This is a genomic window from Dyella marensis (assembly GCF_049532885.1).
Taxonomy (GTDB): domain Bacteria; phylum Pseudomonadota; class Gammaproteobacteria; order Xanthomonadales; family Rhodanobacteraceae; genus Dyella_D; species Dyella_D marensis.
On the sequence record NZ_CP064029.1, the window covers coordinates 89290 to 102793 of the forward strand.

Below are 13504 nucleotides of genomic sequence, written 5' to 3' on the forward strand. Positions count from 1 at the left end.
TCAAGCCTTGCGGGTCGGGCGCGTGCCGCTCTTGGGGGAGGTGTTCTTGGCGGAGGCGCTCTTGGCGGGAGCATTCCTGGATGCGTGCTTCGGGGTGTTGTTCTTCGGCGGCGCGGTCGAGCCGCGCACCACCAGCTCGGGGATGAAGCATTCGTTCGGCGGCTCGGCGACGGCGTCGCCGTTCTCGCGCTGCAGGTCGGCCATCAGGTGCAGCGCGGCGTGGCGGCCGATCTCGCGGGTGGACTGGCGCGCGGTGGTCAGCGCCGGCCAGGCCTGCTTGGAGAACGGGCTGTCCTCGAAGCCGGCGATGGACAGATCCCACGGCACGTCCAGCCCGCTGGAGCGCGCCGCGGCGAGCACGCCGGCGGCGATCTCGTCGTTGCTGCCGAAGATCGCGGTGGGCGGATCGTCCAGCGCCAGCAGGTTGCGCGCGCCGCGGAAGCCGTCGTCGAATGCGTAGCGGCCGGGCAGCACCAGTTTCGGGTCCTGCACCACGCCGTAGTCCTTCAGCGCGTCGGCATAGCCCTGGTAGCGCTCGGGGCTGGAACGGTGATGCGGCTCGCCCCACAGGAAGCCGATGCGCTTGTGGCCGAGCTGGATCAGATGCTCGGTGATGGCATAGGCCGCGCTGCGGTCGTCCACGTAGACGCAGGGCGAGCCGTCGTGCGGGTCGTCGCGCGAGGAAATGATGCGCACGAAGTCGATGCCCTGCGCCGACAGCGCCGTCACCAGCTCATGCTGCTCGGACATCGGCGGCGCCAGCACCAGGCCGGCCAGGCGGTTGCGTTCCACCAGGGCGCACAGTTCCTGTTCCAGGCCGGGCGAGGAGGAATCGCAAGGGTGGATCTGCAGGCCGAAACCGCGTTCGCGGCAGGCCGACAGCACGCCTTCCTGCATGCTGATCACGTAGTGCGCGTTGGGGTTGTCGTAGACCAGCCCGATCGCATACGCATGCGTGCTGCGCAGGCCACGCGCGGAAGGATTGGGCTGGTAGCCGAGCGCCTGGATCGTTCGCTCCACCTTTTCGCGCGTGTCGGCACGCACCGAGGCCTCGCGGTTGATCACGCGGGAGACCGTCTTCAGCGAGACGCCGGACGACTTGGCGACGTCCTTGATGGTGGGGTTGCGCAACGCGGGAGACTCCGGGGGAAACAGGACGGGCATCGTAGCCCAGCAAGTCGCAGCGAGGATGGCACGGCCGTGACAACGGCCCCGCCTGACTTACCTCACGGCACGTGCTGGCCCACGCGGTGCCCGCGCAGTCCGTAGAACAGGATGTACAGGTAGCAGGGCACCATCAGCAGCATGAAGACCAGCTGGAAGTCGTAATGCTGCTTCAGGTGCACGAAAGCCTGCGGCACCAGCGCGCCGCCGACGATCGCCATGATCAGCAGCGCCGAGCCGGCCTCGGTCCAGCGGCCGAGGCCCTTGATCGCCAGCGGGAAGATCGCCGGCCACATCATGGCGTTGGCAAAGCCCAGCGCGGCCACGAAACCCACCGAGGTATAGCCGGTGGTGAGCCAGGCGCCGATGGTGAAGATCGCGCCGAGCACGGCCGATACGGCCAGGTAGCTCTGCTGCGAAATGATCTTGGGGATCAGCACCAGGCCGGCCAGGTAGCCGGCCAGCATGGCGATCAGCGTGTACGAGGTGAAATGCTTGGTGGCGTCCAGCGGCAGGCCAAGGCCCTGGCCGTAGGTGCCGATGGCGTCGCCCGCCATCACTTCCACGCCCACGTAGAGGAACAGGCACAGCACGCCCAGCCACAGGTGCGGGAAGCTCAGCAGGTTGCCCTTGGCGTGGCCGATTTCCGTCTCGCTGTTGGCGCCCGACGGCTTGATCTCCGGCAGCGGCGAGCGCAGCACCCACACCGCCAGCACCACCAGCAGGCCGGCCATCGCCATGTAGGGCATGTGCACCTTGGCGGCGAAGGTGTTGAGCAGCGCTTCGCGCGCTTCCGGCGTCGGCGCGGCCTTGACCTGCTGGTCGAAGGTGTCGATGCCGCTCAGCACCAGCCAGCCGAATACGAACGGCGCCAGCGCGCCGGCGATCTTGTTGCAGATGCCCATGAAGGCGATGCGCTGCGCGGCGCTGTCGATCGGACCGAGGATGCTGATGTACGGATTGGACGCCGTCTGCAGCAGGGCCAGGCCCGCGCCGATCACGAACAGGCCCGAGAGCGCGCCGCCGTACACGCGCATCGACACGAACTGGCCGAACAGCACCGCGCCGACCGCCATCACGAACAGGCCCAGCGCCATGCCCTTCTTCATGCCGGTGCGCTTGAGCACCGCGGACGAGGGCAGGGCGAGGAAGAAGTACGAGCAATAGAACACCATCGGCACCAGGAAGGCGTTCACGTCGTCCAGGGAAAACGCCAGCTTGACGAAGGTGATCAGCGGCCCGTTGAGCCAGGTGACGAAGCCGAAGATGAAGAACAGCAGGCCGATGATCAGCATCGGCACCAGGCCGGAGGCCCGGGCGTGCGTATCGCCGGTAGCTAGCGTTGTGGACGACATGTAGTGACTCCCCGAATGTGCCGATGCCGACGACAGCCCGCGGGCCGCGTCGCCTCCCGCTCGTTTTATCGGCGCTAACTAGCAACGTTGTCAATCGGCGTTCCCGGCCGGCCAGGGCGGGGCAGCCCGGGTCATCCCCGTGTCCGCCCGGCAATGGCGCGCCGCGGCATGGCCGTTCCGGATCCCGCAAAACCCGTGCTAAGTGGCGCAACCATGCGGATCGGCGGGCTTTTGGCATTGCCGTCACCTGCGTTATGGCGAAGTGTTTGCTGCGTCGCGGAAACGTCTTTGCGGGTCTAGGAAATTCGACCTGTTGACAACGTTGTCATCGCGCTCCCATATTCCGCCTCCATCGGGGGCTGTGACAACAGCATGACGTCGGCATGACCGCGTCGATCGTGAAACGGGGAGGGGCTTGTGGCGGAACTGGCCAACCAGGGCGTCGGGCTGAAGGGTGCCTCGCAGGGCGCGCTTTTCCTGGCGGCGGATGTCGGCGGCACCCATGCGCGGATCGGGCTGGTCAGCCAGCGCCCGGACGGCGCGCGGCCGGTGACCGTGCTGCAGTACCACCGCTACGCCTGCGCCGAATGGCCCAGCCTCACCGCCGTGCTCAAGGATTTCGTCAGCCAGCTCGGCGGCACCGTGCACGTGGACCAGTGCGCCGTGGCCAGCGCCGGCTACGTGCTGGGCGATGCCATCGTCAACGACAACCTGCCCTGGCCGGTGTCCATCCGCGACATCCGCGACAGCTTAGGCATCCAGCAGCTGGCGGTGGTCAACGATTTCGAGGCGGTGGCCTATGCCACCCAGTTCCTGGTGCAGGCCGACACCACGCCGGTGATCGAGGCGCAGACGCCCGGCGGCGCCGGCCCCGTGCTGGTGATGGGCCCGGGCACCGGCCTGGGTTCGGCGGTGCTGCTGCCGGGCAAGCCGCACGCCACGGTGCTGCCGACCGAGGCGGGGCAGATCGCCCTGTCGCCGGGCAACGAGCGCGAGATCGAGATCCTGCGCGTGCTGTCGGGCGAGCGTCCGTACGTGTCGTTCGAACACGCGCTGTCCGGTCCCGGCCTGCTCAATCTCTACCGCGCGCTGTGCGTGCTGCGCGCCGAAACGCCGGTGCTGGCCAAGCCCAGCGACATCACCCGCGCCGCGCTGGAGCGCAGCGATGCCGCGGCGGTGGAAGCGCTGGACGTGTTCTGCGGCCTGCTCGGCAGCTTCGTCGGCGATCTCACCCTGCTCTACGGTGCGCGCGGCGGCGTGTTTCTCGCCGGCGGCATCCTGCCGCAGATCCGCGAAGTGCTGCTGGCCAGCACCTTCCGCGAGCGCTTCTTCAACAAGGGCGTGATGCGGGCCTTCTTGCAGCAAGTGCCCGTGCGCCTGATGGAACACGGCCAGCTCGGCGTCATCGGCGCGGCTGGCATGTACCTGGACGGCCATGCGCCGGCCGGGGAGGCAACCAGGCAATGAACTCAGCAGAGTTGTAACGCAACGACGTATCCGGGGGCCTCGGCCCAGCCAGTCACACCACGCGAGGCCGTTCGCTCGTTTGGAACACATAAGCCTTGAGGGAGGTTTACATGTCGCACCGTAGAACTATGCTCGCCGCGAGCATCATCGCCAGCCTGTGTATGGCCGGCGCGATCCATGCTCAGGACGCCACGACGCAGAGCCAGACCACGCCCAACCCGAACGCGCAGGGTCAGAGCAGCCAGTCGCAGGCCGACCAGAAGAAGGCCGTCGACCTGCAGGGCGTCACCGTCACCGGCATCCGCGCCAGCCTGCAGCAGTCGCTGGACACCAAGCGCAATGCCGACGCCATCGTCGAAGCGGTCACCGCCGAAGACATCGGCAAGTTCCCCAACACCAACGTGGCCGAAGCCATGGCGCTGATTCCCGGCGTCACCATCGACCGCCAGTTCGGCCAGGGCGACCGCGTCAGCATCGACGGCACGGATCCCAGCCTCAACCTCACCTTCCTCAACGGCCAGCCGATCTCGCAGACGCCGTGGCAGTACGGCGCGCAGCCGAACCGCGGTTTCGACTTCACCATGCTGGCGCCGGAAATCGTCGGCCGCCTGGAGGTGTACAAGAGCCCGGAAGCGCGCCTGACCGAAGGCAGCCTGGGCGGCACCGTGCTGCTGCACACGCTGCAGCCGCTGGACCTGGCGCCGAACACCTGGCGCGGTTCCTTCAGCCTGAACTACAACGACCAGGCGGAGAACCATCGTCCGTCCGGCTCGCTGCTGTACAGCTGGCATAACGACGCCAAGACCTTCGGCGTGATCGCCTCGGCGCAGCACTTCGAGGAAAAGATCGACCGCCAGGGCATCGAGATCTTCGGCTACCACCCGGTGTCCGACTACGCCAGCAGCCCGGCCGTGGCCGCCGGCATCGCCAATGGCTCGCTCAATCCCAATGCCAAGGTGCCCGACGAGATCAACTCGGCGTTCTTCCAGCAGGAGCGCAAGCGCGACACCGTCACGCTGGGCTTCCAGCTGCGTCCGACCAGCAACTGGGACGTGGATTTCAACAGCCTGTACATCCGCGAGAACTTCAACAACTGGAACCAGTCGCTGTATCCGTTCACGCATGCCACGCCCGGCCAGATCACCAGCTTCACCCAGGGCGCCAACGGCATCGTCACCGGCGGCCACGTGTGCGGCAAGCTCGACGACCCGACCTGCGGCGACATCGCCCAGGGCACCTTCGACAGCAACATCCGCCACTCGGTGGTGCGCACCACCGCGTTCGACCTGAAGAGCAACTACCGCGGCGACGGCTGGACCCTCGGCGGCGCCGTCGGCTACAGCAAGGCCAACAACAACGACATGTCGCAGGTGGCCATCGAGCCGGTGTACGGCGGCGGCTACAGCTGGGATATCAACCGCGGCTTCCAGTTCGACAGCCCCGGCCTGGCGCGCGATCCGGCCAACTGGCACATGGGCGATACCCCCGGGATGGGCGGCTGGCCGGGCAACTACGGCGTGTTCCATGCCAACGCCAAGGACACCTACGGCCAGCTCGACTTCACCAAGGACTTCGACAGCTTCGTCAACACCGTGCTGGTGGGCGCGCGCTACAACCGCCACGAAGAAAGCATGGAGCAGCACGTCTACGGTCCGAACGGCGCGATCTCGCTGGCCAACCTCGGCACGTCCGGCTACACCGACACGCTCGGCGGCTTCTCCGGCATGCTGCCGGACGCGGCCAGCCACATCCAGCCGGACCGCGATGCGGAATGGAACTGGGTGCGCCGCACCAACGGCGGCAATGACGATCCGGGTTCGTATCTCAACGGCACCTGGAAGATCGTGGAGAAGACCACGGCCGCCTATCTGCAGGCGGACTTCGGCTCGGGCCCGTTCCGCGGCAACGTGGGCGTGCGCTACGTGCACACCGTCGACGACGCCAGCGGCTTCAACTACAGCGGCGTGCCGGTGTACCCGGCCCCGGCCGGCTGGTGGCAGACCACCTCCACCACGCACAACAACTGGCTGCCCTCGCTGAATGCGTCGTACGACCTGACCGAGTCCGTGGTGCTGCGCTTCGCGGCGGCCAAGGTCATCGCCCGCGCGCCGTACAACATGCAGGTGAACAACCTGTTCCTCAACGACTCGGTGCTGACCGGCTCGGGCGGCAACTCCAAGCTCGATCCGTACAAGTCGAGCAACTTCTCGGCCTCGGCGGAGTGGTACTTCGCGCCGCAGTCGGTGCTGGCGCTGACCGGCTTCTACAAGAAGATCGACAACTACATCTTTGTCGATTCGGCCATCGAGCAGCACTATAACTCGGCGCACGACAACGACCCGACCACCTTCGCCCGCCTCGTCGCCAACGGCCAGTGCACGGCCAATGGCTTCTGCGGCTACGACATCAGCCGTCCGCGCAACGTCGGCGGCGGCAAGGTGAAGGGCGTGAGCCTGTCCTACCAGCAGCCGTTCGCCGACACCGGCTTCGGCCTGGTGGCCAACTACACCTATGCCGATGCCACGCTCGACTCCGGCGGCGCTCTGCCGTACAGCTCGAAGAACTCGTACTCGCTGAGCCCGTACTACGAGAAGGGTCCGTACAGCGCCCGCCTGACCTACAACTGGCGCAGCTCCTACCTCGCCGGCGGCTACATCGCCGGTGCGCCGCCGGCCACCACCGGTTCCTACAAGGACCTGGGCGCGACCATCGGCTACAAGCTCAACGACAACATCTCGTTCACCCTGGACGGCATGAACCTGCTCAACTCCAAGTACGTGCAGTACCTGCAGGACAAGTCGATGCCGCTGAACAAGTACACGACCGGCCGCCGCTACATGCTGGCCGCGCACGTGAACTTCTGATCGTGCTCCGTGCCCCTGCGCTTCTTCATCGGAAGCGCAGGGGATGGCTCGACGAGGAACAGCCGCCCTTGCGGGGCGGCGCGCCGCGGGCGCATGAGACCGGCCAGGGTTGGCCTTTCCCCTCATGCCGCACGCGGTTGCGCCGGGGCGGTGCCACCGCCTGGTCGAGCGACGTCCGCTTCGGTGGCAGACTTGAGCAACAACCTCCCCATTGGGCCCGGCTTGTCCGGGCCCTTCTTTGGGAGGAGCCCCGAAAGCTGTAGGTTGGGGTGAGCGCAGCGAACCCCAACGGACGTCCGGACACGTGCTTTCGTCGGGGTTCGCTGCGCTCACCCCGACCTACGCCAGACTTGAGCGACGAGGAACGCAGCCAGTGACTTTTGCACTACGCCTTGGCCGGACCCTGATGCTGGCCGCACTGGCCATTCTTCCGTCTTTTACGCTCGCCGCGGAGCAACGCTCCGACGTGCCGCTATCGCTGATTCCGCTGCCGGCGAAGCTCACGCGCGCCGATGGCAGTTTTACCGTCGACGCCCATACCGTGCTGGTCGCCGCCGATGCCGAAAGCCGCCGCACAGCCGGCTGGCTGGCCGGGCAGATCAAGCGCAGCCGCGGCGTGGAGCTGCGCATCGTCGGCAAGGCAGGCAACGCGCCTGCCATCGTGCTTAGCCACGACGCCAAGGCATCCACGCCGGCCGAGGGCTACACCCTCGACGTCGACGCGCAGGGCGCGCGCATCGTCGCGCGCGACGGCGACGGCCTGTTCCACGGCGCGGTGACGCTGTGGCAGCTGCTTACCCAGGACGAGGCCAAGGCCGCCGCGCCCTTCGTGCATATCGAAGATGCGCCGCGCTTCGCCTGGCGCGGCCTGATGCTGGATTCGGCGCGGCATTTCCAGAGCGTCGCCGAGATCCAGGCGCTGATCGACCAGATGGCGCTGCACAAGCTCAACGTGCTGCACTGGCATCTCACCGACGACCAGGGCTGGCGCATCGAGATCAAGCGCTATCCGGAACTGACCCGCATCGGCGCCTGGCGCACACCGCCGGATGCCGGCAGCAACGGCGTGCCGCTGCGCTACGGCGGCTTCTATACACAGGACGAGATCCGCGCCGTGGTGGCCTATGCGGCCGCGCGCCACATCACCATCGTGCCGGAGCTGGACATGCCCGGCCATGCGCAGGCGGCCGTCGCCTCGTATCCGGAGCTGGGCGTGACCGGCAAGCGTCCGCCGGTGTCGGTGGACTGGGGCGTGCACACCTATCTGTACAACGTGGACGACGCCACCTTCGTGTTCATGCAGCACGTGCTGGACGAAGTGATGGCGCTGTTCCCCTCGCGCTATATCCACGTGGGCGGCGACGAGGCGGTGAAGGACCAGTGGCAGGCCTCGCCCGCGGTGCAGGCGAAGATGCATGCGCTGGGCCTGAAGAACGAGGACGCGCTGCAGGGCTGGTTTATCGCGCGCATGGGCACCTACCTGAAAGCGCATGGGCGCCGCCTGATCGGCTGGGACGAGATCCTGGAAGGCGGCGTGCCGGCCGATGCCACGGTGATGTCGTGGCGCGGTATCAAGGGTGCGATCGAGGCGGCGCAGAAGGGCCACGACGTGGTGTCCTCGCCCTCGCCGGATCTGTACCTCAACCAGCTGCAGAGCGACCGCGCCGACGAAAGCGCCGGCCGCGAGCCGGTGCAGGACCTGGCCAGCATCTACGCCTTCGAAGCCGTACCTAAGGAGCTCGACGCCGCCCAGGCGCGCCACGTGCTCGGCGCCCAGGCCAATGTGTGGACCGAGTACATCACCAGCGACGCGCTGCTGCAGCACACGATCTATCCGCGCCTGGACGCGCTGGCCGAAGTGGTGTGGTCGCCGGTGGCCACGCGCGACTGGCCGGGCTTCCTCGCGCGCCTGCCCGCGCAGCTGGCGCGCTACCGTGCGCAGAACGTCGGCTATGCGGACAGCGCGTTCGCGCCATCGATCGAGGTGGACCGCAATGCCGCGCTGGCTTCCGGCAAGGCGAGCGTCACGCTGGGCAACCAGACGAAGTTCGGCGAGCTGCACTACACGCTGGACGGCAGCGAGCCCACCGCGCAATCGCCGCGCTACCAGGCGCCGTTCGAGGTGAAGCTGCCCACTACCGTGCGCGCCATCGCGCTGGATGCCAGCGGCCATCCGCTGGCCGCGCCGCGCGAGCGCGTGCTCGACGCCACCCAGCTGCTGACCCGCGAGAACGCCGAACTGCGCAACTGCCCCGGCAGCGATTTCCGCCTGCGCGTGCAGCCGCTGCCGGATGCCACCAGCATGGCGCCGGCCTACAGCATCAATATCTTCGATACCTGCCAGCGTTATCCCGAGGCGCGCCTCGACGGCATTCGCAGCATCCAGGTGGAAGCCGTGCGGCTGGAGCGCAACTTCCAGCTCGCGCACGAGGCGAAGCTGGTGGTGTCGCGTCCGGCCAGGACCGCGCACGGCGAAATGGTGGTGCACAAGGACCGCTGCGACGGCGAAGTGCTCGCCAGCATGCCGCTGCCCGACCCGTCCGGCCCGCGCCGCTTCCAGCTCGCCGCCGCATTGCCCGACCAGCGCGGCGTGCACGACCTCTGCCTGGTCTTCACCGCTCCCATCACCGGCCCGCTGTACGGCATCGAGCGCGCCAGCCTGACCCCGACCGCCCAGCCATGACCCCCGCCAGCCCGCATCGCCTCGCCTCGGTCGACGCCCTGCGCGGCTGCACCGTCGCGGCGATGCTGCTGGTCAACGATCCGGGCGACTGGGGCCACGTGTACTGGCCGCTGGAACATGCGCAGTGGCATGGCTGCACGCCGACGGATCTGGTGTTTCCGTTCTTTCTGTTCGTGGTGGGTGTGTCGGTGGCGTTGGCGATCGCGCCGCGGATGGAGCAGGGCGCGGACCGCGGGGTGCTGTTGCGCGCGGCGATGGTGCGTGCGCTGCGCATCGTCGGCCTCGGCTTGCTGATCAATGCGGCGGCGGCGCTGATCCTGCCGGATGCGCATATGCGCATTCCCGGGGTGCTGCAGCGGATCGGTATCTGTTTTGGCGCGGTGGCCGCGTTTCAGCTTTATGCGAATGCGCGGGTGCAGTGGGGGGCCATTGTGCTGTTGCTGGTCGGCTACGCGGCGCTACTTGTGTTCGGTGGCACGCTGGAGCCGTTCCATAATGTCGTGAGCCGTGCCGATACGGCGGTCTTCGGTCATTACGCGTATCGCTATTTCCCTGCCACGGGGTTGGGGCATGACCCCGAGGGGTTGCTCGGTACGCTGCCTTCTATCGCGACGACGCTGCTTGGGCTGCGTGCGGGGCATGGGTTGCGCGGCAACGATCGCCGCGCGTTGCTGTTGAGTGGCACTGCCTATGTGTTGCTTGGCGCGCTGTGGGCGCTGTTGCTGCCGCTCAATAAGAATCTTTGGACGCCGTCGTTTGTGTTGTGGGCGGCTGGGTGGGCCACGTTGGCCTTGTTGGTGTTCCACGTGGTGGTGGATTTGCGTGGGTGGCCTGCCTGGGGGCGGCGGTTTGGCGTCAACGCGGTGGCCGCCTACGCCGGTTCGGAGTTCATGCAGATACTTCTGCCTGGTTTGGGGATACAGGATCCGTTGTATCGAACGGTGTTCGGTGGGTGGATTACGCCGTTGGCGGGGCCGTATGTCGCGTCGCTTGCTTATGCGATGGTTTTTGTCGCTGTTTGGTGGGTGATTGTGTGGGCGATGGATCGCCGGCGGGTCTACCTCAAGCTGTAGCGCGCTTTTTTTGCGTGGCCGCGAACTGGCCGCTTATGCAGCGGGCATTCCGTGCGCCTGCCGGCGCCCGGGTCACTTTCTCTTTGCTGGCCCAAAGAGAAAGTAACCAAAGAGAAATGGCCTTAAGTCAAAGGCTCGCGACGCGACTAGAAGGAGCGGTGGGCGGCTGCGGTAGCCTGATTAACCTGGGTCTACACGAAACGACTTTGCGTTTACGTAGCGGGTGCTTCAACGTGCCGTTGCGAAGAGGATGTTCAAGGACTGCGGCCAGCTTTGGCTCTTCGTTCCTGCCTGCCTCACGACATCACCCCTCTCCCCTCCGGGGAGAGGGCAGGGTGAGGGGCCGGGCGGAGCGCAACGTTAAATCTTGCCGTGGCGTAGTAGCGTAGGTTGGGGTGAGCCGCAGGCGAACCCCAACGTGGCGAGGCGCGTGAAGGTGCGGGTGTTGGGGTTCGCCTGCGGCTCACCCCAACCTACGCCGTGCGCTTACGCAATGAACAGAGCTAAAGCTAAAAGCTGGCCTCAGTCACTGAACATCCTCTCGGCCACGGCACGTTGAAGAAGCCGTTACGTAAACGCACTGATGTTTCGTGTAGACCCAGGTTAATAAGGCTACCGCAGCCGCCCACCGCTCCTTCTAGTCGCGTCGCGAGCCCTTGCTCTGAAGGCCATTCTCTCTTTGGTTACTTTCTCTTTGGGCCAGCAAAGAGAAAGTGACCCGGGCGCCGGCAGGCGCACGGAATGCCCGCTGCATAAGCGGCCAAATCGCGACAACCACACCTAGTCGCTACTGGATCCCGGCCTACGCCGGGATGACGAGCAAGGCGGAATCACAGCCCACACCCGTGAGCTATCATCCGCGGCTTGCCGCACCCGCCCCACCGACGAGAGATCACCCATGACCCATTCGTCCAAGCTAGCGCAACGCGCACTGACACTCTCCCTCAGCGCGCTGATCACCGCCTGCGCCAGCCAGCCCATCGCGCCAGCCCAACAGCACACCGCGGCAGCGATTGAAGTTCCGCCGATCAAGCGCCCCGAAGGCGAAACCCCCCAATGGTGGTTCCGCAACGGCGCCGCGCAAGCGGCCAACGTCTCCGCCCAGGCCAGCATCCAAGGCCAGCGCGCCAAGAACGTCATCGTGTTTCTCGGCGACGGCATGAGCATCCCCACCATCGCCGCCGCGCACGTGCGCGCCGGTCAGCGCAAGGGCATGGATGGCGAGAGCTACAAGCTGAGCTTCGAGCAGTTTCCGTTCAGCGCCTTCAGCCGCACCTACGAGACGGATCAGCAGACGCCGGATTCCGCCGGCACCATGACCGCGATCATGACCGGGGTGAAGACGCGCGCCGGCTATATCGGCATCTCGCAGGTGCCGCGCCGGCAGGATTGCGCGGCCAGCAAGGGGCAGGAACTGGTGACCACGCTGGAACTGGCGGCAGCCGCGGGCATGAGCACCGGCGCCGTGACCACCACGCGCATCACCCACGCCACGCCGGCGGCCACCTATGGCCATCTGCCCGAGCGCAACTGGGAAGTGGATGCCGAGCTCAGCGCGCAGGCAAAAGCGCAGGGCTGCAAGGATTTCGCGGCGCAGCTGGTCGACTTTCCCGCCATCGACGGGCTTACCGTGGCGATGGGCGGCGGCCGCACCGAGTTCATGCCGGCGGGCGAGACCGACCCGGAATATGCGAACAAAGTGGGGCAGCGACTGGATGGCCGCGATCTGATCGCGGAGTGGAAGGCGAAGCATCCCGGCGGCGCCTACGTATGGAACGAGCAGCAGCTCAAGGGGCTGGATCTGTCGAAGACGCCGCGCCTGCTCGGCCTGTTCGAGCCTTCGCATATGAACTACGAGCATGAGCGCCCGCAGGACAAGGCCGGCGAGCCGAGCCTGGCCGAGATGACCACGGCGGCGATCGATGTGCTCAAGCAGAATCCGAACGGCTTCTTCCTGATGGTGGAAGGCGGCCGCATCGACCATGCGCTGCATGCGGGCAATGCCTACCGTGCGCTGGACGAGACCATCTCGATGGCCGATGCGGTGGCGGCGGCGCTTGCCCATACCGATCCCAAGGACACGCTGATCGTGGTCACCGCCGACCACGCGCATACGATGACCTTCGCCGGCTACCCGAAGCGCGGCAACGACATCCTCGGGCTGGTGCAGGGCCATACCGACAGCTACGACGAGGAAGGCGGCGCCGGGCTGGCGCGCGATGCCACCGGCAAGCCGTACACCACCTTGGGGTTTGCCAATGGCCCGGGCTATACCGGCGCCACCGACAAGCAGCCGGAAGGGCCGAAGCGTTATCCGCACAATCCCAATGAGTACTCGCTGGCGAAGAAGGGCCGGCCGGATCTGACCAAGGTCGATACGGCGGCGCCGGATTACATGCAGGAGTCGATCGTGCCGTTGAAGGGCGAGACGCATGGTGGCGAGGATGTGGCGATCTTCGCCAATGGCCCGGGCGCGGCGGCGTTCCATGGGGAGATCGAGCAGAACGCGATCTTCCATGTGATCGTGCAGAACGCGCCGCGCTTGCGCGAGGAGTTGTGCAAGCTGGGGAGCTGCAATGCGGAGGGGGTGCCGGTGGAGCGGCCGACGTATGAGGCTTGGTTGAAGCAGGTGAGTAAATAGAGAGGAAAAGCCTTTGGGCTTTCTCGACCGTCAGCGCATCGCTCCGTCCGGCCCCTCACCCCAACCCTCTCCCCGGAGGGGAGAGGGGGCGCGTTGAGGTGATCGGGAAACGTAGTTCCCAAGTTGGAACTCTTCGCCCCTCCGGGGAGAAGATGCCGGCAGGCAGATGAGGGGCGGGTGCTCGCGGTAAGGCTTCTACGAAGAGAAGAAAAGCTTTTGGGCTTTCTCGACCCTCAGCTCACCGCTCCGCCCGGCCC

General features: G+C 66.6%; 7 protein-coding genes. 5 read left to right on the forward strand and 2 right to left on the reverse strand.

Translation table 11 applies throughout. The features are described 5' to 3' along the window. On the reverse strand, positions 1–1131 hold the full coding sequence (locus tag ISN75_RS00355) for a LacI family DNA-binding transcriptional regulator (protein WP_343819282.1): 1131 nt from the start codon (positions 1129–1131) through the stop codon (positions 1–3). A 95-nt stretch (positions 1132–1226) separates the two neighbouring features. Next, a complete protein-coding gene (locus ISN75_RS00360) occupies positions 1227–2519 on the reverse strand; it encodes a sugar MFS transporter (protein ID WP_343819281.1) in 1293 nt (430 codons plus the stop codon). 417 nt (positions 2520–2936) lie between these two features. Between ISN75_RS00360 and glk the strand changes: the two genes are divergently transcribed. From glk to ISN75_RS00385, 5 genes are all read left to right on the forward strand, one after another. Next, positions 2937–3986, forward strand: coding sequence for a glucokinase (gene glk, locus ISN75_RS00365; protein WP_423385115.1), 1050 nt, complete (start codon positions 2937–2939; stop codon positions 3984–3986). A gap of 110 nt (positions 3987–4096) precedes the next feature. Further along, positions 4097–6850 (forward strand): TonB-dependent receptor, encoded by a 2754-nt coding sequence (locus ISN75_RS00370; RefSeq protein WP_343819280.1) that lies wholly within the window; start codon positions 4097–4099, stop codon positions 6848–6850. Between the two features lie 406 nt (positions 6851–7256). Next, entirely contained in the window at positions 7257–9533 is a 2277-nt protein-coding gene (locus ISN75_RS00375) for a family 20 glycosylhydrolase (protein WP_343819310.1), read from the forward strand. Beyond that, positions 9530–10606 carry an acyltransferase family protein gene (locus ISN75_RS00380; protein WP_343819279.1) on the forward strand — a complete coding sequence of 359 codons (1077 nt, stop codon included), beginning with the start codon at positions 9530–9532 and terminating at the stop codon, positions 10604–10606. Before ISN75_RS00375 ends, ISN75_RS00380 begins: the two co-directional genes overlap by 4 nt. An 898-nt stretch (positions 10607–11504) precedes the next feature. After that, the gene (locus ISN75_RS00385) at positions 11505–13247 is read left to right on the forward strand and encodes an alkaline phosphatase (RefSeq protein WP_343819278.1); all 1743 of its coding nucleotides are present in this window, start codon (positions 11505–11507) and stop codon (positions 13245–13247) included. Positions 13248–13504 lie beyond the last annotated feature (257 nt).